24 protein-coding genes are annotated in these 22,015 nt (G+C 39.5%); 11 read left to right on the top strand and 13 right to left on the bottom strand.

All coding sequences use genetic code 11. The features are described 5' to 3' along the window. The first annotated feature begins 96 nt into the window (after positions 1–96). From FW757_RS00240 to FW757_RS00230, 3 genes are all read left to right on the top strand, one after another. Entirely contained in the window at positions 97–1,239 is a 1,143-nt protein-coding gene (locus tag FW757_RS00240) for a PepSY-associated TM helix domain-containing protein (RefSeq protein WP_182794061.1), read from the top strand. Then, positions 1,239–1,706, top strand: a complete 468-nt coding sequence (locus FW757_RS00235; protein WP_149980916.1) for a hypothetical protein — start codon at positions 1,239–1,241, stop codon at positions 1,704–1,706. Before FW757_RS00240 ends, FW757_RS00235 begins: the two co-directional genes overlap by 1 nt. Positions 1,707–1,907: 201 nt before the next feature. Next, positions 1,908–3,320, top strand: a complete 1,413-nt coding sequence (locus FW757_RS00230; RefSeq protein ID WP_446440721.1) for a family 43 glycosylhydrolase — start codon at positions 1,908–1,910, stop codon at positions 3,318–3,320. A gap of 44 nt (positions 3,321–3,364) precedes the next feature. Here FW757_RS00230 and FW757_RS00225 read toward each other — a convergent pair whose 3' ends face one another. Further along, positions 3,365–4,102, bottom strand: coding sequence for an RIO1 family regulatory kinase/ATPase domain-containing protein (locus FW757_RS00225; RefSeq protein WP_446440720.1), 738 nt, complete (start codon positions 4,100–4,102; stop codon positions 3,365–3,367). Between the two features lie 87 nt (positions 4,103–4,189). Beyond that, positions 4,190–4,654: a MarR family winged helix-turn-helix transcriptional regulator gene (locus FW757_RS00220; protein ID WP_149980919.1), complete on the bottom strand. Its 465-nt coding sequence runs from the start codon at positions 4,652–4,654 to the stop codon at positions 4,190–4,192. A gap of 131 nt (positions 4,655–4,785) precedes the next feature. Between FW757_RS00220 and FW757_RS00215 the strand changes: the two genes are divergently transcribed. Both FW757_RS00215 and FW757_RS00210 read left to right on the top strand, forming a co-directional pair. Next, positions 4,786–5,952, top strand: a complete 1,167-nt coding sequence (locus tag FW757_RS00215; RefSeq protein ID WP_446440719.1) for a hypothetical protein — start codon at positions 4,786–4,788, stop codon at positions 5,950–5,952. Positions 5,953–6,192: 240 nt separating this feature from the next. After that, positions 6,193–8,169 (top strand): phytase, encoded by a 1,977-nt coding sequence (locus FW757_RS00210; protein WP_446440718.1) that lies wholly within the window; start codon positions 6,193–6,195, stop codon positions 8,167–8,169. 29 nt (positions 8,170–8,198) lie between these two features. Here FW757_RS00210 and FW757_RS00205 read toward each other — a convergent pair whose 3' ends face one another. The 4 genes from FW757_RS00205 to FW757_RS00190 form a co-directional block, all read right to left on the bottom strand. Further along, entirely contained in the window at positions 8,199–8,783 is a 585-nt protein-coding gene (locus tag FW757_RS00205) for a YqaA family protein (protein ID WP_145237660.1), read from the bottom strand. Between the two features lie 199 nt (positions 8,784–8,982). Further along, complete coding sequence (locus FW757_RS00200) at positions 8,983–9,876, bottom strand: GGDEF domain-containing protein (RefSeq protein WP_446440717.1); 894 nt, start codon at positions 9,874–9,876, stop codon at positions 8,983–8,985. Between the two features lie 161 nt (positions 9,877–10,037). Beyond that, complete coding sequence (locus FW757_RS00195; RefSeq protein ID WP_145237663.1) at positions 10,038–10,370, bottom strand: PBPRA1643 family SWIM/SEC-C metal-binding motif protein; 333 nt, start codon at positions 10,368–10,370, stop codon at positions 10,038–10,040. A gap of 118 nt (positions 10,371–10,488) precedes the next feature. After that, a complete protein-coding gene (locus FW757_RS00190; protein WP_145237666.1) occupies positions 10,489–11,352 on the bottom strand; it encodes a PA4780 family RIO1-like protein kinase in 864 nt (287 codons plus the stop codon). 211 nt (positions 11,353–11,563) lie between these two features. On the opposite strand from FW757_RS00190, the gene FW757_RS00185 reads away from it, so the two are divergent. From FW757_RS00185 to FW757_RS00165, 5 genes are all read left to right on the top strand, one after another. Further along, positions 11,564–11,782, top strand: coding sequence for a hypothetical protein (locus FW757_RS00185; RefSeq protein WP_145237669.1), 219 nt, complete (start codon positions 11,564–11,566; stop codon positions 11,780–11,782). 84 nt (positions 11,783–11,866) lie between these two features. Then, complete coding sequence (locus FW757_RS00180) at positions 11,867–12,757, top strand: dienelactone hydrolase family protein (protein ID WP_446440716.1); 891 nt, start codon at positions 11,867–11,869, stop codon at positions 12,755–12,757. A 132-nt stretch (positions 12,758–12,889) separates the two neighbouring features. Then, a complete protein-coding gene (locus tag FW757_RS00175) occupies positions 12,890–13,258 on the top strand; it encodes a hypothetical protein (RefSeq protein WP_179959150.1) in 369 nt (122 codons plus the stop codon). After that, positions 13,255–13,635: a hypothetical protein gene (locus FW757_RS00170; protein ID WP_149980924.1), complete on the top strand. Its 381-nt coding sequence runs from the start codon at positions 13,255–13,257 to the stop codon at positions 13,633–13,635. The genes FW757_RS00175 and FW757_RS00170 overlap by 4 nt, the downstream gene beginning before the upstream one ends. Positions 13,636–13,781: 146 nt before the next feature. Beyond that, entirely contained in the window at positions 13,782–14,348 is a 567-nt protein-coding gene (locus FW757_RS00165) for a DUF2799 domain-containing protein (RefSeq protein ID WP_446440715.1), read from the top strand. A gap of 263 nt (positions 14,349–14,611) precedes the next feature. Here FW757_RS00165 and FW757_RS00160 read toward each other — a convergent pair whose 3' ends face one another. Continuing rightward, positions 14,612–15,367: an SDR family NAD(P)-dependent oxidoreductase gene (locus FW757_RS00160; protein WP_446440714.1), complete on the bottom strand. Its 756-nt coding sequence runs from the start codon at positions 15,365–15,367 to the stop codon at positions 14,612–14,614. A 148-nt stretch (positions 15,368–15,515) separates the two neighbouring features. Here FW757_RS00160 and FW757_RS00155 point away from each other — a divergent pair, with 148 nt between their 5' ends. Next, complete coding sequence (locus FW757_RS00155) at positions 15,516–16,409, top strand: LysR family transcriptional regulator (protein ID WP_182783791.1); 894 nt, start codon at positions 15,516–15,518, stop codon at positions 16,407–16,409. A gap of 723 nt (positions 16,410–17,132) precedes the next feature. On the opposite strand, the gene FW757_RS00150 is transcribed toward FW757_RS00155, so the two are convergent. The 6 genes from FW757_RS00150 to FW757_RS00125 form a co-directional block, all read right to left on the bottom strand. Continuing rightward, positions 17,133–17,381 (bottom strand): hypothetical protein, encoded by a 249-nt coding sequence (locus tag FW757_RS00150; protein WP_145237690.1) that lies wholly within the window; start codon positions 17,379–17,381, stop codon positions 17,133–17,135. Positions 17,382–17,391: 10 nt separating this feature from the next. After that, positions 17,392–18,219 (bottom strand): CPBP family intramembrane glutamic endopeptidase, encoded by an 828-nt coding sequence (locus FW757_RS00145; RefSeq protein ID WP_182783789.1) that lies wholly within the window; start codon positions 18,217–18,219, stop codon positions 17,392–17,394. Between the two features lie 120 nt (positions 18,220–18,339). Beyond that, positions 18,340–19,188 (bottom strand): LytR/AlgR family response regulator transcription factor, encoded by an 849-nt coding sequence (locus FW757_RS00140; protein ID WP_145237698.1) that lies wholly within the window; start codon positions 19,186–19,188, stop codon positions 18,340–18,342. A gap of 130 nt (positions 19,189–19,318) precedes the next feature. Continuing rightward, complete coding sequence (locus FW757_RS00135) at positions 19,319–20,293, bottom strand: transposase (protein WP_182719669.1); 975 nt, start codon at positions 20,291–20,293, stop codon at positions 19,319–19,321. Between the two features lie 386 nt (positions 20,294–20,679). Continuing rightward, entirely contained in the window at positions 20,680–21,201 is a 522-nt protein-coding gene (locus FW757_RS00130; RefSeq protein ID WP_182719668.1) for a hypothetical protein, read from the bottom strand. Between the two features lie 133 nt (positions 21,202–21,334). Next, positions 21,335–21,994: a hypothetical protein gene (locus FW757_RS00125; protein WP_220493439.1), complete on the bottom strand. Its 660-nt coding sequence runs from the start codon at positions 21,992–21,994 to the stop codon at positions 21,335–21,337. Between the last annotated feature and the right edge of the window lie 21 nt (positions 21,995–22,015).

The raw sequence follows: 22,015 nt of genomic DNA, 5'->3' as shown, positions 1-22,015 counted from the left end.
TTCCTTAGGACAAATTGAAATTGAAGGTAGTTTAATAGTACAATTATTGAAATGCAATATGAATGATAACAAATATCATTAACAATAGGTTTCACTATGGCTAAAGTAAGCAAGCGATTTTGGTTTCAATTACATGGCTGGTTCTCATTGCCTGTATGGGTTTTATTCTGTTTTATTTGTATTACAGGCACTCTCTCTGTAGTGAGTCATGAGCTTACCTGGTTAACCAACCCTGCTGCTCGAGCAAGTAATCCTAACAATTTGCCTGCAAAACCAATCGATGAATTAATAGCAGCAGTAGAACAACAACATCCAACTGCTGATATCACATCAGTATTGGTGTATGAACCGTATTTAGTAAACGCTATTATATTTACAGATCACAATAAACCCCAAGCAATTGCCTACGTAAATCAATACACAGGGCAAATACAAGCAGTTAATCAAGGCATCACCTTTATTGGTTTTATGCGCGCGTTACATGGTTGGCTGTTGTTTCCATGGCAATCTGGTTATAGCGTCGGTTATTATCTTGTATCTGCAATGGCAATAGTCATGTTTGGCGCATTAGCCACCGGGCTGATTATTTATAAAAATTTCTGGCGTGCTTTTACTCAGCCTAAATTGCGCTTCAATCAAGGTAAAAAAACCTTACTAAAAGATTTACATAGCTTGGCTGGCGTCTGGTCTATGTGGTTTTTACTCATTATGAGCTTAACGGGGTTTTGGTATTTAACTCAAGCAATTATGTGGCATAACGAAATTGATATTGAAGAGCATCCGCCGCTGGTAAGCATAGCTGATTTGCCCACCTCTAAAACGGTACCGGCCATCAGTCTAAGTCAGGCTCTACAGCTCACTAAGCAGCAGTTTACTGACTTTGAACCTCATTACATCATGTTCCCAGAACATAGCCGAGGCATGTACAGTATCAGCGGCTCGAACAACACTATTTTCTATGATGACTATGCGTTCTCAACGACGATAAATCCTTGGACAGGCGAATTAGCACAGACTAAAAGTCCCGGATCAATGAACGCTCTACAAACTATTTCTCATATTGCAGACCCTTTGCATTACGGCACAATTGGCGGGATCTGGACCAAGCTAGTTTGGTTTATTTTTGGCGTGATCTTAAGCGGTATGTCTATTACAGGCTTTATGATGTGGCGTAGTAAGTTAGCTAAGACAACAAAGGCGCAGCTGCTAACGACTGACTATATTCAGGAGGCACAATAATGGCGCGACTTAAAAGTACTTGGTGGCAACGCTATAAGTATCTACTACATGCTAGTATTTTAATTTTACCATTTTGGTTTTTATATCAATCAATGATTCTCATATTTCCTGACTCATGGGGCGAGCAAACAATGGGAGAGTTTACCCTTGCACCCATGCCACTTAATATGGCGCCCCCCTATAGCCACCATGGTGAATACGTTAAAGATTTTATGGTAATGTTTAATAAAGGAAAAATAGCAGATGTACGCCAAGGTTACATGAATATTGGCCCCACTCCTTTACCACTTAGTCAGTTATCAAAAGCCGATGAAGGTATTTTACATGGCACGCGTCATGGTCAACATGTGCACGCTATTGCACCAAAATTAATAACCAGCAAAGATAAGGCATGGATCACACTCCAAACGTGGCAAGGTGAATTGCTAGTTCAAAGCTGGGAAATTCCAAGCCAGTTTATTAACTAACAACAATGGGGAGCAAAACATGCTCCCACGCCCACCCAAACCCAACTTTTATTTAACTTAAATCACCATTTATCTTTACAAAAGTAATAATATAATAAAGTATTATAATTAACCTTTTAAAGGTTAATCGTTGAGCTGCTCATCGAATGCTAAATTTGCTTGAGCTATCGGATCATACACACACAGTACTTTGGAGATAAAATGAAATTTTCCACACAATTACTTTGCTGGCTTAGTTTAGCCGCCAGCCCATTTTTTAATAATGCATTCGCTATCGATAATGGTGTCTATACCATAAAATCAAAATATAGCGCCAAATTTGTCGAAGTCGCCAATGCATCAACTGCGGATGGCGCGAATATTAGCCAATGGGCTAATACTAATCACGATACCCAACGTTGGCTCATTACTCAGGTTGAAAATAATAACTACTCTGTAATAAACCTTAACAGCGGTAAAGCAATGGAGGTCTTTGAGTGGTCAACTAGTGATGGCGCAAACGTAGTCCAATATGACTATAGCGCTGGTGCAACGCAGCATTGGCAAATTAATAGCGAAGGCAACGGCTATGTGAGCTTTATCAATGCCAATAGCCAAAAAGCGCTCGATCTGTATGACTTTGACGGCAATGACGGGGCTAATATCAGCCAATGGGCATACAATGGCAGTGATGCACAGCTTTGGCAGCTCAATAAACTCGCCAACGTAGAATCCGCTCCCTTTGATCCTTCAACTACCAATGGCGCAACGGATCATTGGCCATTAACCGGTAGTTTAGTCACTCACGATCCAACCATCAGTTACGAAAATGGCACGTGGTGGATATTTCAAACTGGGCCTGGTATCGCTGGAAAGTGGTCAAATAATGGCGTTGCTTGGAATGATGCCGCAGCGATTTTTCCCAATGGCTTAAATTGGTGGTCTAACTATGTGCCTGAACACGATGGCATTGATGTTTGGGCGCCTGAACTTAAAAGTTACAATGGCCGCAGCTGGCTTTATTATGCAATATCAACCTTTGGCTCGCGTGTTTCGGCAATTGGTTTAACCTCAGCAAGTAGTATCTCTGCCGGTAATTGGCGTGATGATGGTTTAGTGATAAACACCACCAACAGCAATAACTACAATGCGATTGACCCAGATTTAGTCGTCGCCAAAGATGGTGCGCCATGGTTAACATTCGGTTCGTGGAATTCAGGTATCAAGTTAATGCGGATCAACCCAATAACGATGAAACCATTTGGTGAGCTCTATTCCCTTGCTAGCCGCTCAGGTGGCATTGAAGCACCAACGATCATCTATCGCCAAGGATACTACTACCTATTTGTATCTGTTGGTAAATGTTGCGCAGGAACCGATAGCACCTATCGTATCGCATATGGGCGTGCAACGGATATTCGTGGTCCTTACTTAGACAAGAATGGCAACAATATGCTCTCTGGTGGTGGCAGTATTTTAGATGCTGGTAACAGCCAGTGGGCCGGACCTGGCGGCCAAGATATTCTTAATACCGATGTAATGGTTCGCCATGCTTATGATAAAGGTGACAACGGTGTGCCAAAACTATTGATCAGCATACTAAATTGGGACTCAAATGGTTGGCCAAGATTTTAAACCAGCCAACTTAACAACATTTATAAAGCGTGTAATAACGCGCTTTATAAAAAACGCTCCATGATAGCGGAGGCGATTTGCGTAGCTATTCCACATCCCCACATATATGCACGTTGGATCGGGTAACCTCTAAAAATCCAACGCTTTCTAACATGATTAAAATTACTTAAATAATCAGCTTTGGCATCTGGCAGAGGTTGATCAGCAAGCTTTGCCCATGCTTTATAAACACCCGACATATCTGCACCACGCATAAATTGCTGTAACCAGCGAGGAAATCGCGCGTATCGTATCGTCGACTGAAAATCGATGATATACGGTTTACCATCATCACTACAAAGCACATTACCCAAATTGCGCAAATCTAAATGTACAACCCCTCGGCGATGCATTAATGCAACCAGTCGTTCAAAATCTTTAAAAAAACTAACGGGTAGCACTTCTTTTTGTTGTACTAACTGTTTAAGTGGTGTGCCTGTAATATAGTCATAGGCAACAGCAATCGGCGATAATCGTAAAAATCGCCCACTCACTCCAGTTATGCCAGCTAAACGAGCCAGCCCTTTATACTCTTGATTCACCGACAAAGGCGCAAAGGTTTTTCTGATCCACCATGGGCTATGTTGAAAATCTTTAATTACTAAATCGAGTTGCTGATCGGTATAACGATAGACAATAGCATTTGCAAAACGTCCGGTATGAACAACATTTAAATTTTCGGCTGCAAACTGATGTTCTGGAAATTGCTGCTGTAACTGCTGTAATAAAGTAGCTTCGATCATAACACCCTGCGATTTGTTAAATATAAATGCCTAGGCAACTATATTATCAAATCTCTGCACTCACAGCAATATAACCCTTAGCTAGATTTACGATTTCAAATTATGGATTGCTCTAAATAACAGCTTTGCCAACAGTTTTTTTTCATCATCAGAAAAGTCGATTAGTGCTGTGCGGTAAATATTATTCACAATAGGGAGTATTTCAGGGTAAAGCTGTTGGCCTTTTTCCGTAAGGCATAATAGCGTAGAGCGGCGATCTTCTGCGGATTGTTGTTTTGCAACTAAGCCTTTTTCTTCTAAACGAGACAACAAACGGCTCATCGCGCCACGATCATAAACCATATGCTCACATAGCTCTGCCAAAGTATGCACTTTGCCTCGAGCTAATAGCACCACAACAATATATTGCGCCGAAGTTAAATCCATTGGCGTAAGGCCAGCATCTAGATGAGTTACTAAATTTGACCGTAAATAAGCAACTAACCGACCCAGATCTTGAACGGGATCAAGATCATCAATACAACATTGTACAAGTGAAGCGGACTCTTTCATAAATTCTCAAAAACTGCGTGAAGGTCACTCATTGACCGTTAATAGCTATAATAATTCAATCAAACATAATTGCGTAGTGACACCTAATTAGTGTAGCGTCGAACAAGCTAACTAATGTTATTGAGGAATACATGCAAAGTAAACAACGAGATGTTATCAAGTATATTGCCATACTTATACTGCTACTACTTTGCTGGTCAGAGCAATTTAACAGCTACATCATGGATTTTCTTGACCAAACCTTAGTGCAGTCATCATTAGTTTATGCTTCTGCACGCAGTGTTAACGGCATTATTTCTTTATTACAGTCGGCTGAAGTCGGTATTGGTATAGCAAGCATAGCGCCTGCGCAATTGCTTGATCCGGTGAACGATTTAGCCGAATACATTGCCGATGCGATGCGCATATCATTAGGCTCACTGTTTATCCAGTGGATTTTATTTACTATTTCATCAGGGGTATTTTTTAGCGCCTTGTTTACCGCCAGCGTCATTAGTTATTTAGTCTGTGATTATTTTGGGTATTTAAAACAGCTTAAAGGTAAGTTACTCGCTAGCCTGATTTTAGTACGGTTTTTAATTCCATTTGTGGTACTTGCAACTGGGCTTGCCAGCCAAGCCTTTCTAGATGAAGAAATCAATTATCAAAATCAATATGTTGAAAAGACCGTTGACACACTTAGCGTACAGGCTAATGCAACCTCCACATTATCAGCACAACTGAGCGCAAAAATTAACAGTGACAAGCAAACAACCCTCGATGAACTCGAACTTATTGCCGTTCAGCAACAACAATTAAAAGCAATTATTACAGATAACCAACAGCAGCTTGAGCAATTAAATAAGCAAATTGACGCCATTCAAACGACCCGCAGTTTAGCCGAAAAACTCACCTTAACAGAGCTTCCCGAGGCTAAACCATTACTGCAAAAACAGCGCGAGTTAAAGCAACAACAAGCATCTATCAACAATCAGTTCGCCGCGTTATATCAACAGAAAGCTCAGCTGCAACAACAGCTGCATGATTATAACGACCGACTAGCAGGTAATTCTGGCAATTTAATTAGCAAAGTCGTTGATACCGTTACCACTGGCATTACCGATATGGCTAATTCTTTAGAGGGCTTATTTATTGAATTTTTAAACTTAGTGTCGTTACTAATCATCAAATTATTTATCATGCCTTTGCTATTCTTATATTTATTTAGTAAGGCATTTAAAGCTATTTGGCAACGTTCCGTGCTACAAGCATTAGCGCAAATGAAAACAGAAATACACACCACCATCACAGAAAAATAACCGCTATATCATGCTTAGGGTCACATCAGCTCAGCATGAAAGCGATGCTCTAATGCGCCATTTAAAAACTAAAAGTTAAAAATTAAAACCAATAAAAACAGATGGATAAAATAAAAAGCATTGAATGAAAGGAAACCTAAATAGCTTTACTCTCACTGCAGAAGTCTTTCTTTTGTCACGGTTTTGTCATAAAAGTTATTTAGCTTGCATCGCATACATGGCTAACTTAGGACTTTACTCGTGCCAACACTTAAACCACTTGCTTATGCACTGAGCATATTAACACTCACAGCAACATTAGGCGCTTGCAGCAGCCAAGATGTTAATTCCACTCAACCAAGCCAAACTACACTAAAGCTTAACAGCACACCATTTTGGCAACAAAATAATGCTCAAGGATCGCAAGCTGCTTGGCTTTTTGATGATGCATGGTTACTAGCCAGTGAAAGCCAAGGCTTAATTGTAGTAGAGCAAAATAAACAACATAGCGAAGTACTTAACGCGGGTAACTTTGAAACTCTGTCAGTGCGTACTATTGGCGATAATCGCTTTTTAGTGACCAGTATTGATAATGAACGTGATCTGGTTGCCGTTTTCACCCTAACTCAAAGTAACGGCAACTGGCAACTAACGGAGCACGCACCGATTGTTGCACCACAAGCAAAACCTGAAGCGGTCTGCCTATTTAACAATCACAATACCGGGAGTATTTCTGCTTTTGTTGCTGATGTTCGCGGCTTAATGCGCGAAACCTTAATTTATAACTTTGCCACAGAGCAAACCACTAACATTGCGGTCCGAGAATTTGCCGGTGTAAATGAAGCTGCGGGTTGTGCGGTTAATGATGTAAGCCAACAATTATTTATCAGTGAAGAAGAACTTGGCATTTGGCAAATGAACGCCAATGCAGAATCTTCAGCGAGTAAACAACCCCTTACCATGGTTGCTCCCTTTGGTGAACTGGCCAGCGGTATTGGCGCATTAACCACCAGCACTGATGGCAGCCTCTGGTTTACTAGCAGCAGCAATAACACCCTATACCGATATAATCCAGAGCAAGGTATACAACAAAAGTGGCGTGTCTCTGGAGATCTCAGTATTGGTTCTGTGGTAATTGATAATAACGCCACTACTGCTCAAGCCATTATGTATGACGATGAAAGTGGCGCGTACCGCAGCAGCCAGTTAATTTTAGACCCAATCACCAGTACGACAAAAACCAACACCACCACTGCAAAAACAGCACATGTGTATGCAAACGTGCAAACGACACCAGTTGCAGCATTTGGTGATGCCGCAGACGATCCAGCCATCTGGGTGCATCCAACCGACGCCGCTAAAAGCTTGATCATTGGCACAGATAAACGTCGCGGACTGATGATCTATAACTTAGCTGGAGAGCAAATTCAAAGCCTTGACGTAGGTAGAGTTAACAATGTTGACGTTCGTCAAAGTAGTAATATCAACAACCCAACTCACACTCTAATTGCAGCCAGTAACCGTAGTGAAAATAGCATTAGTTTGTTCACTGTCGACATACAAAACAGCGTACACCACTTAGGTAGCGTGGCTACCAATTTGAGTGAGATTTATGGCTTATGCATGTACTCATCGAAATCAGGTGACTATGTATTTGTGAATGATAAATCAGGGTTATATCAGCAATATAAAATAACCAGCCAACAGCAACAAGTCTCGGGCAAACTGGTGCGCGAATTTAATCTACCTAGCCAACCAGAAGGCTGTAGTAGTGACGATAAAAATGGGGAACTTTTTGCCGGTGAGGAAGACGCTGGTATTTGGTTTATCCAAGCAGAGCCTGATTCACAGCAAGCGCCTATTTTATTGCAATCCGTGAATGAAATGCTAGTTGATGATGTAGAAGGTATGGAGATTTATCATGGTAAAGACGAGCGCTTATTAGTGGTATCTAGCCAAGGTGACAATAGTTATGTCGTGTATCGCATAAATAAAGGTGAAAAACACCCTACCCTTGAGTTTGTCAGTAAGTTTAATATTCTTGCAAACTTAAATAACGGTATTGATGGCGTGTCAGAAACCGATGGCTTAACCGTTACAGCCAAACCGCTGCCTGGCTACCCTCTTGGCGTATTAATAGTGCAAGATGGCTACAATCGTATGCCACAGCAACCACAAAATTTTAAACTGGTGGATTGGCGCCAAGTACATTCACTTATCCATGGCGATGTTAAGTAAACTAAACAAATATAGCCGTCACTTGGCGGCTATATTACCGTTGTTAACCACCAAATAACTAACACCAACACAGTCAAACCAAGCATTGCTTTGGTTTTATGTTTTGTAATAATTCGCTCCGCTTGATTGCCAGCATAATACACCACCAGCGCCAGACCAAAATACCGAATTGAACGGGCAATAGTCGTCGCAATTAAAAACATTATTAATGAATATTTGGTCGCACCCGCTGCGAGCATAGCTATTTGAAAAGGGATTGGCACTATCCCCAACATTATTACAAACCAAAAACCTTGCTGCTGCATTTGTTGTTCTACGTGTTCAAACTGCTCTGGATTTGAAAAGGTATTGATCACCCAATCGCCAACCGCATCAAACAAGTAATAGCCAAGCGCGTAACCAAACAAAGCCCCAATAATACAGCCTAAAGTCGCCATTAAGGCTATCAGCCAAAGCTTTTCACGCCGCGCTTGCATCAACGGCACCAATACTGCTTCAAGAGGGATAGGAACTATCGTTGACTCTAAAAATGAAGCCGCCGTTATGCTGGTTAACATATGCTTTGAATCAATAAATTGTCGTGTTTTTTGCTTTAAGCGCTGCATAACAGCCATAGTATCACCTTGGTAGTGCTTATAAGTTATATTTATAAGCATATTGCAAGCTCAATACCAGCCTTGCATAATTAATAAGTACATTGTTTTATAAGCATTTTTTAATACAATTTAACAGGAACAGGCAAATAAATTTAACTGATAGTGTAAAAACCCCCAATTAAAATTGTAAATTTTACTGTAATCAATCGCTTAGGGATTAAGCAATGTAATATTGGCTACGGCCACTATTTTTCGCTTTGTACAAGGCTTGATCAGCACGTTTAACTACCTCATTAAACGCTTCTTCTGGGGCCTTAAATGACACACCAATACTTACACTTACCGTTCGATTAGCAGCAAGTTCAATGGTATGTGCAAGTGATAGTAATTGCTCACTTAAATCGCAGGCTTTTGGTCGGTCATCGCCGGGCAGGTATATTGCAAACTCTTCACCACCTAAACGTGCAAAAACACTATTATTAGGTAAAGCTTTGGCATATAAAGATGATAATTCGATCAGTACTTGATCCCCCCTATCGTGACCAAACTGATCATTAATCACTTTAAAAAAATCGATATCAATAAGCAAAATTGTATACGGGGCGGATTGATTTTTTTGCATATATTGATAAAAAAATTGGCGGTTCGCTATTTGGGTTAAGTAATCAGTGATCAGCTCTTTTGATAACTGCTGCTGCACACTTGTTAAATCGCCTATAGTTAACTTTAAACCATAACAAGTAAACAACATGCCTGCAGTACGTAAAACATCCTCAACATAAATACCAATAAACAAAGGCTGGATCAGCACTTCATCAAGTAGATCAAAGGTTAAACCCGCTGACCACAATAATAAACCGATGCTTAAATTAACATAAGCAAAAACTGATAAGTTGGCCCTTTGGACAATGATAAAAATAGCCACCACAATTAATAGGTTAATTGCGTCGGTAAGGACACCATTAAAAAAAATACTGTTATCTAATTCAGGATAGAAATAAATATACGAGGTAACTATTAAAAACAGAGTAACTACAAATACAGCTGAAAACACGGCTTGTAAGGTGTTTTTTGCCGTTTGTTGTTGAAGTTTATTATCACTGTATTTCATACACGTTTCGCTGATTAAGTGAGCGCTATATTAAATAACGCTATCACAAGCTAATGAATATATAGCTTTTAAATACAACTGCCGTTTTATATCACTGGAGCTGATTTTTTAAGTTCCTAACACCAGCACCAACCTGAGTTTACACACCTAAACAAGATATTTTAACCACAGCATTTTTTGTATTTTTTATTACTGCCACACGAACATGGATCATTACGTTGTGGTGTTTTTTCAAAAACTTGAGTAACAGGTTTATTAAGCACAATATCTAAAGGAGTAATATCTTCAGCAAGCGTACTATCAACACGAATATCTGCAAATAAATCGTTAGCTATCAAAATAGCGTTTATTTCAAGTTCACGTGCAGCGCTTTGCACCTGTAAAACGAGCGGATTTTCTTCGCTACCAGGTTTTACTTTCGGTTTAGGCTGATAAGTACCTTGATTATTTTTACCCATAATATCGGGCTTACCACGATAGAAAAATTTTGACACCTGCGTTCCTAACTGTCATTTAAAGCAACTCACCGCGAGTAGCTAAAGGCTGCGCAGTCTAACAGAATTTAATGCTGTTAGCGCGCATCTTTAAAATCGATAATGAAGCTAATAAACTTTAGTCGTCTTCAGGTGCTTGTGCTGCTTTTATTCGCTCTTGGTTTTCTTGCATTTGCTCAAATGCAGCTTTGATTTCATCAAGCACTGAATCAACATCAGCCTCAGCATGGTTATCTGCAACCTCACCGTAAAGAACAGTTTCTGCTGTTAATTCACCCGCTTGATACAAAGCCCACATTTCTTCACCAAAACGCGTATCGAGTATTTCTGGTGCGTACTGCCCGTAATACAAGCGCATATTGCGTACATCACGTAAAAACATTTCTTGCGCATTGTTATTCGCCGCCGCATTTACTGCCTGCGGTAAATCAATCACCACCGGACCGTAGCTATCTACTAACACATTAAATTCAGACAAATCACCATGCACAATACCCGCACATAGCATTAAGCGAATGTAATGAACCATAGTAGCGTGATCTTCAATTGCCTGCTCAGCAGTTAAACTCACATCATTTAAACGCGGCGCAACATCACCATCATTATCGGTGACTAAATCCATGATCAGTACACCATCGTAACAACCATGAGGTTGTGGTACTTTTACGCCAACCCGAGAAAGCGTGAAAAGCGCATCTACTTCCGCATTTTGCCACACGTTTTCTTGTTCTTTACGACCAAACTTAGAGCCTTTTTCCATCGCACGACCGCGGCGACTATTGCGTACTTTACGTCCTTCTTGGTATTTTACTGCTTGTTTAAAACTTCGGTGTTGTACATCTTTGTACACTTTCGCACAGCGAATATGCTCGCCACAGCGAACCACATAAACCGAGGCTTCTTTTCCACTCATTAATTGGCTGATGACTTCATCAACGATACCGTCTTCTATTAACGGTAAAATCTGTTTTGGCGTTTTCATGACACTCTTATACCGTACTTAGGCATACCTTGTAATCTTCTCGCAAACTATTTTATCTGACAGACCCTTACGTTAAAGCAAAAGCAGACGAAAACCAATGCTAATAAGCGCACAATTGAACTTATCAAGCATGTTAAAGAACAAAAAACTTGACTAAATCGGCTAAATCCACAAACTGCGAAGTTAACAGCCCAAATTATACTTACTTTATATGAATTCAGAAATACGCTATCGCTTTCAATCTGGTCAAATCGCTAATCGTTTTTTAAACGAATTAAAGCATTGGCCTGTCGCCCGAGTAAAAACAAAACTTCTTAATGGTGGTTTTGACGTTAAAGTAAATTATCAATTCGATGGCGCGGGGTTTGATTACACTTGCGCAGAACTTGATGAATTAGCCGCAAAACATGCCGGTGAAGAAGTTAGCTAAGTATATTAAGCATACAGCAATATACATTTTGAGTTCTCTCAGCTATGTTATTAAATCTTAAATCAATAACATATAGGCACTGCAATGAATAACCCACATTCAGATCACATTCCTCAAGAAGCCTTTGATTGGTACGATGAATACGCTCATGGCAAAATGGATAGACGCACGTTTATGAAAAAACTTGGTGGCTTAGTCGCCCTTGGTTATTCAATGACAGTGCTCACGTCAGCGTTATTACCAAATTATGCCTTAGCCGAACAAGTTTCGTTTAATGATGAATCAATTAAAGCAACTTATCAAAGTTTTGATTCTCCCAATGGTCATAGCAAAGGACAAGGTTATTTAGTAGTGCCAACGCAATTAAAGGGCAAGCGCCCGGTAGTCTTAGTGGTGCATGAAAACCGAGGCTTAAACCCTTATGTAAAAGATGTGGCCCGTCGTTTAGCCAAAGCGGGTTTTGTCGCTTTTGCACCCGATGCGCTATTTCCGCTAGTTGGTTATCCGGGTAATGATGACGAAGGGCGAGCCATGCAAAGCTCAATGGATAAAGAGAAAATTCAAAATGATTTTGTTGCCGCAGCCCACTATTTAAAATCACACCCACTCAGTAATGGTAAACTTGGTGCCGTTGGATTTTGTTTTGGCGGTTATATTGTCAATTACCTCGCTGCGGTTGATTCATCATTATTAAGCGCTGGAGTACCATTTTACGGCACGCCCGCCAGCGAAGCTCTGCGCAAAAATATTAAAGCCCCGTTAATGATCCAATTAGCCGAGCTTGATGAGCGCGTAAATGCAACATGGCCTGACTATGAGCGCGATTTAAAAAGTCTCAATGTAGATTACAAAATGTATATGTATAAAGATGCCAATCACGGTTTTCATAATGACTCAACGGGCCGTTACGATAAACCGAATGCAGAACTTGCATGGCAACGAACTTTAGCATTTTTTGAGCAACACCTTGTTTAATTATATCTTGTTTAATTGCATCTAGTTTAATTGCACCTTGATTAATTGCATAATGGTTAGTGCCAAGCATAATAAGCTAGCACTAACTTCATTCAGAATTAAGTACTTCAGTTAAGAAAAATCACCGACTCTATGACTAAATTTTTTCTCCTAAAATACATCGCTTTTTTTAGTGGATGTGTTGCTTGTTTTACCCTTCATACGCAATTTGCAGTGCCTGCGGTTATTGCATCTTGCCTAACCGGACTTATTGGCAGCTTTATTCCTTTTCCAAAACAGTATGCAAATCATCCTTACGCAGCTGTTTATGCTGGTAGTTTTGCTGGAATGTGCTCTCAGGGGTTGATTAATACCTATTGGGAATTAGCAATTATTTCATTGATTGGGGCTATTTTATACGTACTGACGACTAAAGTGTTTACTGGCTTTGGTGGTAAATTAGGAAGTATTGCCTTTATTAGTGTTGCTTTGTTTGTATTAGCTAAAGGGCTCGCGGCATGAGTTTATCATCAGTAACACTTGCTTTACTTGGCGCGTTTTTGACCTTTTATTTAGCTAAGCATAACCGTCTAGATGCGATTAGAGCGTCAGCAATTTTAGCTATTATCGCTTACCTTATTTTACTTACCACCGAGTTCAACGCAGAGCTATATAGCAGCATTTTTTTTGGTGGAACATTTATAGGCATGAGCGCACCAAAACGCTTTGGTATTTACACGCTGTTTTCTGCCAGTGTTATTTTTTCGATTTTGTTTGATAATTTAGTGCCTTACCTTAGTAATTTTGGCGGAGCTTTGGGCATAAGTGGATTTTTGTCGATATGTGTCTGCCAAATAGCGATTGTACTAGGCGCTCCTCGCAGTAAAAAACGCCACTAGTTGAGATGCGCTTTGTGGCAATTAAACTAAATAAAACACATAATTTTTTACTTAAAATAGTCTACAAATCAGCTTAAATTGTAGATTTTTAATAACGATGAAACGTATTATACCGTATTGATACAGAGCGAAATAACAGGATAGTTATGCCAAATCGTTTATTTATATTAAGTTGTATAGCACTACTTAATGGCTGCACAACGTTAAGTCAAGATGAGTGTAAAGTCGCTAGTTGGCAAAGTTTAGGTTATGAGCACGGCGTAAACGGTGGTGATTATGCCGATGGCATAACAAAGATCGCGGCGTGTAACGATTACAATATTACCCCAAATATAGCACAATTCAAAAGTAGCTACGAACGTGGTTTAGCGGTGTATTGTCAACCTGAAAACGGCTTTACTCTTGCTATGCGTGGAGTCTCGTATAACGGTGTATGTAACAGCCGTGCATTTCGAAAAGCGTGGGAAGAAGGTAACGACCGTTATCAAATTCAACAACGTCGTATAGAAATTGATAACCGTCTAACCGAGCTAAAACAACAACTCTCTGAAACTAATCAGCAATTAAACAGCAATAACATCACGCAAACGCAGCGTAAAGAGTTAAATACACAGCAACGCCAATTAGAACGTGAGTTAAAGGACTTAAGACGCGAAAAATCCTTATTACCACTATTGAATAAAGCCTCAACATTTGAAATTACCTTTCCTTAATTACCTTCTGCCCAGCCTGTAATAATAGGGCAGGGTTAATGCAAAAAGCGAAAGCAAAATTCAGGTTAAAAAAACCACTGTAATTTATGTGAATAAATCTTAACTTGAACTGTCAAAGCAAGTCTGAGCCAGTAAACACTGCTCGAGTTTAACTAATTCTGACAATATATTAAGAGCTTCATAGTAGTGATGAAAGCCCTCACGAAGAGAGCTTTGAATCCTTATAAAAAATAATTCGGCAGAGCACTAAGATTAGCGGTAAATTAAAGAAACATACCGCCAGACGCTTCAATACGCTGTCCGGTAATCCAGCTGCTGTCTTCACTCAGTAACATGGCAACGGCTTTACCAATATCGTCAGCCTCCCCAACCCGACCCAAGGCGGTAACAGATGCCACCATTTGGTTCACTTGTTGGTTGTCACGCACATTACCACCGCCAAAGTCTGTCGCGATGGCGCCAGGTGCCAAGGTATTTACGCGAATTTGTCGGTTTGCGAACTCTTTTGCCATATAACGCGTCATGACTTCGACTGCACCTTTGGCCATCGCGTAGGCACTTGAACCTGGCATACTAAACCGTGCCAAGCCAGATGAAATATTAAGAATATGACCGCCGTCTTTAATATGTGGCAATAATGCTTGGGTTAAAAAGAAAGGTCCCTTTACATGGATTGCCAGCATATTTTCTAACTCTTCATAAGTGGTTTCTTCCACACTTGCACGCAAACCTGTGCCAGCGTTATTTAACAAATAATCGAAATCGCTTCGTGCAAATTCATTGGTCAACAATCCGTCAACCTGACTAACAAATTCAGGAATGGCATCAAAATCGCGCGAATCCAATTGAAGAGCAAAGGCTTTTCGACCTTTTTGTTTAATCTCTTCAATCACATTTTGTGCCGGTTGAACATTATTGTGATAAGTAAAAATAACGTCTATGCCTTTGTCAGCTAACGCTAAAGCACTGTTTCTTCCTAACCCTCGGCTAGCACCAGTAATAATTGCTAATTTATTCATCACTCTCTCCAATCTATTCTGTAACAATTTTAAAACCTTAAACCATAGCGGCTCTGACCACGTAGAACAGAGTAGATAATTTATTGTGTTAGATATACATGACAAAAGTGATAACATTGTTCGGATAAAACAAACAAAGGTAGAAGATGTGGACAAATTTGAAGCCATGCAGCGCTTTGTATTGGTTGCTCAATTTGGCAGCTTTACCAAGGCAGCAGACGCACTTGGCCTGCCAAAGTCAAGCGTATCAAGTGCTATTCAAGGGCTTGAAAGTGAATTAGGCACGCGGCTTTTTCATCGCAGCACGCGCAGCGTCACCTTAACTCAAGACGGCGAGACTTACTTACCACAGTGCCAAGTACTGCTCGCCGAGTTAGACGCTTTGGCAAGCCAGTTCCAACGTAACTCTGATGATGTTCGCGGGGTACTCAGAGTCGACATGCCTAGTCGTTTTGCCACTACGGTTGTCATTCCGCATTTATCCTACTTCCTCGAAAAATACCCCAACATACGCCTAAAGATCAGCAGCGCAGATTATCGAGTTGATATAATTAAAGAAAGCATTGATTGCGTCATTCGAGTGGGTAATCTTGACGATAGCAGCCTTATCGCTCGCCCATTAACGCTGTACCGAAGCGTAAACTGTGTGTCGCCAAGCTATGTTGAAAAATATGGTATTCCACAGAGTCTTGCAGAATTAGCCAATCATAAACTGATCGAATATTCTCATACGCTTGGTAATCTCGATGCCCAATTTGAATACATGGAAGGCGACAAGGTAAAACAACAATCCATGCCAAGTAGCCTAGCGGTTAATGGCACAGATGCTTATTTAGATGCTTGCTTAGCAGGGCTTGGCATTGCCCAACTCCCCGCGATTGGTGCAGAAAACCTCATCAAGAAAGGCCAGCTCATTTCTGTCCTACCTCAATTTGAAGCCGAGCCAATGCCGGTGTCTTTGCTCTATTCTTCACGTAGACAACCAACTAAACGCCTAACTGTCTTTATGGATTGGCTGCAATCAATCACCCTAGCAAGATAATAAAAGTCACAGCGCTTTGGGTCACGTTATTGAAAAACACCTATTGTGAAAAACGCCTTATACATGTTCCAAAAAAGTTTATTTGAAAATATTTTAATAACTAAACCTTTTAAGTAGTCACACTCTCAATATAATTCTCTGCTTCCCAGTTAAGGGCACTATGAAATATAAACAGCATTTTTGAAATCTTGAGGGTTATCGCTCACAGCCGTAATATCGGCAAAGTGGTAGAAGCGGACATTGATGATTCTTGATGTGTGAAGTCAAGATTTGACCCCTCTGGCTTTTACTGGCTTGACCCCTCTGGCTTTTAATTAAAGATTTTGGCTTTAAAAAACACTACAAGCTTAGCGGCAAAGTCCATTATGTTTGTTTTTTCAACGGTCAGGTGATAAATGTTTATGACCGTTTTGGGCGTTAGTTTCCCTTTTAAGATGCGAACTAGACTGACAATTTATCGCAAAATCAGTTTAACTGACGTGACTTCGAATGACGGGCATTGGCACAATGTTCTCGTATGGTTCTGAATGACGTACGGCCGCTCTTGCCGTTTTTGCGACTGTCAGCAAGCAAATCTTGCATGTCTCATTATCTATTAGCCGACCATAAAACTTTGTAACGTGAAACTAAGTTTATTTGTTAGATAGCGCTCCTCCAGGTTACTAAATTATTAAACAAAAAAACGGCTCAACATGAGCCGTTTATTGTTGTCTGTTACATCAATCACAATTGGCTGATTTCCTGCCCCAACTCAAACTTGCTATCGGTGACTATTTTTTCAAGCACTATCACTCTTTTAGCCAGCTGCTCTACCCTTTTCTGCATGTTATTCACCGCTTCGGTATCTGTGTCTTTTTGCAGCGCTAATATCTTCTGATTGACCTCAGATTTGTAATTAAAATAATTACGCACAAAGATGATAATTAAAATCGGTGAGGTAAGGGCTAGCATAACTAAAAATAATTCAAACATAGTGGTTCTCCTAGTAGCTGTTTTGAGTGGTTAGTTCTGATTGAGGTTGTGAATTAACATCGCCATTGTTGCGCCATAGTGTTTTAAAGGCTATTTCCCGTGTTTTCCCTTTACGCACCAGTATATGCACATAAATTATACTTAGAATAATGGCAGTGACCTTGAAAAGGTTGCCTTCTAGGTCACCAGCGGCGCCGCCTGACATGCCAAATATACCGTAAGCTGCATTCATGAAAATATGCATAAACATAGGAAACCAAATGCGGTATCCACATTCACAATATAACCACGCAAACCATGTTCCAGCGATAGTTGTGATGGTTAGCGCCATAACAACAGACATAACATCATGCCCTTGGTAAATATGCCCTAGACCAAAAATAACCGAGCTAATTAATGCGGCAGGAATAAATCCCCAACGACAAAAGTGAAATAACACCCCAAATAACGCTGCCCTAAAGATAATTTCTTCAAACAACCCAGCATATACTGAGCCGGTAATAATGCCAGGCAGTGAGAGGTCTAATTCGGTACTTAAGAATGCATACCCTAAGGTCATAGGCAAACAACAAGCTACAGCTGCCAATAAGTAGTGCTGACTGCCAGACACGTTTACACCTATTACGTCATACCAAGGGTGTTGTTTAAATAATAAGACCGCCACTAAGACAAGTGGCCCGTAGATAAATAGATATTTCGCCAAGGTGTGTAAAAGATAAGTTTGTTGATCTAGGTTAAGTAATACTTCGCTCCAACTCTCGCCCCAAAAATCACGCATAAAATAGTGACAGAACATAAAGGTGGTTAATAATATTAGTGATTTGATTGTGTGATTCATAGTTACCTGCTTAGTAAGAAATTCAAAATTCGAGCTAAGCATGCCAAGCCCAATTCATCATGGCGATGAGTTAGGGCTAAAGCTGATTATTTAGGGTTTAGTGACAAAAATTTGCGGTGATTAACAAGCCTTAGGGGCGAATGACAAGGCCTTTTTTGTTGCTTCTACATAGGTTCTAGAGACGGGCACTACCAAATCGCCAGCCTGCATAGTCAATTGCAAACCACCGGCGTTACCTTGCCATAACTTAACTAAACCAAGATTTACTGCATAAGATCTATGACAACGTACCACCTGAGCGTCAGCTGGAAGCTGTTTTAACAGTTTGGTTAACGAGCCGCGCAATAACTTACGACTGCAATTTTCATCTTCGAGCATACCAAGCTCACAATAATTATCCGCAGATTTGATAAATAAAATCTGCGACAAACTGACTTGTACAATGTCATCTTTATTGTCACCTCTTAAGGTTATTTGTTTTTCTAAGGTTAGCGTAGCGTTTTTCGCTTGGCTTGACTCAAGGGCAATTGGCTGAGACTGAGTAATAGCAACTGAATGTCGATTAACTAAAAACATAAAAATAATCGGAAACAAACCAATGGCTAAAATATAAAAAACAAACAACAATTGATTCTGCCAATGCCAAACACCTAATATGGCCACCACAAAATAACTGTGATTAAATACCGCTACAAAGCCAATATACAAAGTAGCAATAAGGCCTTTTCTAATGTGGCTATTTAACCGTCTACGGCTTAATAATATCTCTATGAACCCAGCCAGCAATAAAGCACAAAAAGTCACTAAACCATAACCAGACAGACGCAGATATTTATAGGAAATAGTATCGCTGTGCGTGCCAAAAGGTTGAAACAAGAATAATATTACTAAGGTGACCACAGAAAATAGCATCGCTCTTTGAATAAGCGTTTTTTTTGAGTCCAAATCATCCTTAAGCCACAACTTCACTATTTATACACCTTCTGAAATTTTCGACCGTTAAAATACCACAGTTCTACTATCTGCTTTTAAGGTTTAGATAAATAAACAATTTACAGACATTCGACCTTATCTAAAGATGCCAAAAAACCAAAAGGGGTCAAATCTTGACTTCAGATATCAAACAATCTCGAAGTTTTTCTAATTGTAATTCAACCTTCTTATCTTCAATCATTAATGCATTTAATCTACCGACAGTTTTTGATATCGCCGAATAGTGTTTAACATTAAAAACATCTGCTAATGCCTGCAAATTTAATCCCGTTAAATCTTGGCATAATTTTATAGCAAACCAGCGTGGTAAATTTTTCTCTTTTCGCCCCTTTTTAACCGTTATAATCTCATCAACTTCAACATTAAAGTGTTTAGCTAAGTAAGCTATAACATCATCTGCTGAGCGTTTTTTACTAACAAGCTTTCTTTCGCTATCTGATTTAACAATATAGTCTTTTATGTTTTCAATAAAGTCCTCACAACCCAAAACCGACAATAACTTTTTAGCACTATAAAAAGCGCTTATTTCTTTATTGTTTTCATATTCAACAAATTGCTTATAAGCAGCATATTTACGCTTTTTGCCTTGCAGCGAAAATATAAAGCCTCGGACTAGCCATTTAGGCGTCGCTCCCCTTTTAATGAAAGCTGGATAACTAGACCATTTATACTTAGCAAGCTCTTCTACCAACGGTATGTTCGTTTCAATTGGGTTACGATGAATATACCGACTAACATGCAATAAATAGTTATCAGCATCCACCAGCACCGCTTTGTAGCGCCCTCGAAACAGCGCACCATCGGTGTTATGTACTCTATTAAAGTATTGGGTGTAAAGGCCATTAATATGCTTCATGGCTCGGCCTAAATTTGCATCAGGGGTTTTGATTAGCAGGTGGTAATGATTGGTCATTAAACAATATGAATGCACTTCAATATTAAAGCGAATACTTGCTTGCTCAATGCAATGTAAAAAATACTTAAAGTCGTTATCACTTAAAAAGATATTTTCGCGCCCTCTCCCTCGATTCATTACATGATAAAACGCATTTTCATACTCTATTCGCAGCGGCCTAGACATAGTAATTCACTCAATGAATAGTAAACTATAAATCTAGACCTTTGATGTCTGAAGTCAAGATTTGACCCCTTTTATTTACTAAACGATGACTGAGGCGAAAGCCAAGGGCCTTAATTAATCATCAATGATGCTTAATTAAACTGCCTAAATTCATATGGGTGACTGGTGCATATTCACACCAATCGACGTCATTACTGGATGCATAGTCATATTTAAAGTGAGTTTAAAAAGTAACAACACTTGGTTTTTTGAATAAAAAGATCAAGAAAACACAGCTGCCTGCTTGACCGGAACTTTCTAATGGGTGACCCCTTTGAGTTTTAAGTGCCAAAAACTGCCGTTCGGTAACCGCCCAATTAAGGTGTGAGCCACGCTTAAATTGTTTGTTATGCCTTTTGCCTCTTAACTATGATTAAGTCTAGAATTTTTTTCTTCCAGTACTCCCAATAATACGAAGAATCCTCACTCCACTTTTTGTAAATGATTCGATATCGAATTGAATTACAAGTGAGTAGTTCAGCAATAAAATAGAACTGTAAACAAGCTGCCCTTTGAGATACCAAGTCTTGAACACTAGCTTCATGAATAAAACCATCATTTTCATTGCACTTTTTAACAAACACTTCACTTTTTTCCAGCGAGGTTTTTAGATGTTTCATCAAGTTAGCAAATGGAAGGTAAGGAATAAATTTAATCATGCCCATAGTAAATTTAATTCTATTGACTGGATCTAGTTCCATGATTATGACTGAACTAAGCTCTTCGCCTCGCAAACGAGTTTTTACCAAATGATTATAATACGAGACCACTTTTACTGCGTTTCGTTTTTCATAATACAAAGAAGTATATAAAATAATAAGAGGGGTCATCAATGTACAACAAAATAAAATCACACTCGATATAGTCACAATTATCGCCTTGGTTAAACGCCAACGGAGGCAACTCCGCGTTAAACGGCTAAATATAGTTGGTTACAATGTTGAACGGAGTGAAAATAACCAACTGTATTTTTTCCGATTTTTAAACGCCTTGTTAGGCGAATTACACTCCATTTATATTTATTAGATACTCTATGAACTGACTTTCCCACCCTTGCATTCTCATTGTCTTTGGATGAGGAGTTCGGTAACTTTTAAACGGTAAATTTGGGTGCGAAAGCTTGCAGAAATGTTTCGTAGGCAATCCGTGAATATCCTCCATCAGCAAACCGTCATAAATATTCTTTAATCTCCAGTCGTATTTATGATTCGTGTAGAACAGGCAAATATCTGGCTTAAGAATTTTAATTTCATCAACTAGGATTCTGTCAAACTGTGGCATTTCAAGCTCAACATCACCAACGGGAGAGCCTCCATTATGATCAAAGCGATTCAAATTTGACCAAGCACATGAATAAGGCTCAATGTTAAGTAGCCTCTCTACTTTTCTTGTCACGTTCCAAAATGGTGAACTAACATAGTTTTTACCTACATTAAATTCTTCATAGCATGAGATTTGCGCATTTATATCAGTATATTCTGATGCCCAACCATAGGTTTCCTGACCAATGATCAGTAACTTTGTTTCTTGACCGTAATATGCTTTTGGATTAATCAATAATGGACCATGAAGACATTCTTCACTAAATTTATCAGTAAAACACTGAAAATCATTTAATGATTTTTGGTAAAGATTTTTTAGTAACTCATTAGATGAAATCATTTTAGTCCTTACAATTTATAT

Source organism: Pseudoalteromonas sp. 1181_04, assembly GCF_052850545.1.
This window is presented reverse-complemented; position numbering and strand designations above follow the sequence as displayed.

Coding starts and splice junctions, on each gene's coding strand:
- FW757_RS00205 (WP_145237660.1), bottom strand. CDS start 8,783: ATGGCTGTTATGCAGCGCTTAAAGCAAAAAACACGACAATTTATTGAT.
- FW757_RS00145 (WP_182783789.1), bottom strand. CDS start 18,219: ATGAATCACACAATCAAATCACTAATATTATTAACCACCTTTATGTTC.
- FW757_RS00185 (WP_145237669.1), top strand. CDS start 11,564: ATGAATTCAGAAATACGCTATCGCTTTCAATCTGGTCAAATCGCTAAT.
- FW757_RS00170 (WP_149980924.1), top strand. CDS start 13,255: ATGAGTTTATCATCAGTAACACTTGCTTTACTTGGCGCGTTTTTGACC.
- FW757_RS00190 (WP_145237666.1), bottom strand. CDS start 11,352: ATGAAAACGCCAAAACAGATTTTACCGTTAATAGAAGACGGTATCGTT.
- FW757_RS00240 (WP_182794061.1), top strand. CDS start 97: ATGGCTAAAGTAAGCAAGCGATTTTGGTTTCAATTACATGGCTGGTTC.
- FW757_RS00220 (WP_149980919.1), bottom strand. CDS start 4,654: ATGAAAGAGTCCGCTTCACTTGTACAATGTTGTATTGATGATCTTGAT.
- FW757_RS00215 (WP_446440719.1), top strand. CDS start 4,786: ATGCAAAGTAAACAACGAGATGTTATCAAGTATATTGCCATACTTATA.
- FW757_RS00200 (WP_446440717.1), bottom strand. CDS start 9,876: ATGAAATACAGTGATAATAAACTTCAACAACAAACGGCAAAAAACACC.
- FW757_RS00165 (WP_446440715.1), top strand. CDS start 13,782: ATGCCAAATCGTTTATTTATATTAAGTTGTATAGCACTACTTAATGGC.
- FW757_RS00150 (WP_145237690.1), bottom strand. CDS start 17,381: ATGTTTGAATTATTTTTAGTTATGCTAGCCCTTACCTCACCGATTTTA.
- FW757_RS00135 (WP_182719669.1), bottom strand. CDS start 20,293: ATGTCTAGGCCGCTGCGAATAGAGTATGAAAATGCGTTTTATCATGTA.
- FW757_RS00225 (WP_446440720.1), bottom strand. CDS start 4,102: ATGATCGAAGCTACTTTATTACAGCAGTTACAGCAGCAATTTCCAGAA.
- FW757_RS00230 (WP_446440721.1), top strand. CDS start 1,908: ATGAAATTTTCCACACAATTACTTTGCTGGCTTAGTTTAGCCGCCAGC.
- FW757_RS00175 (WP_179959150.1), top strand. CDS start 12,890: ATGACTAAATTTTTTCTCCTAAAATACATCGCTTTTTTTAGTGGATGT.
- FW757_RS00180 (WP_446440716.1), top strand. CDS start 11,867: ATGAATAACCCACATTCAGATCACATTCCTCAAGAAGCCTTTGATTGG.
- FW757_RS00235 (WP_149980916.1), top strand. CDS start 1,239: ATGGCGCGACTTAAAAGTACTTGGTGGCAACGCTATAAGTATCTACTA.
- FW757_RS00160 (WP_446440714.1), bottom strand. CDS start 15,367: ATGAATAAATTAGCAATTATTACTGGTGCTAGCCGAGGGTTAGGAAGA.
- FW757_RS00125 (WP_220493439.1), bottom strand. CDS start 21,994: ATGATTTCATCTAATGAGTTACTAAAAAATCTTTACCAAAAATCATTA.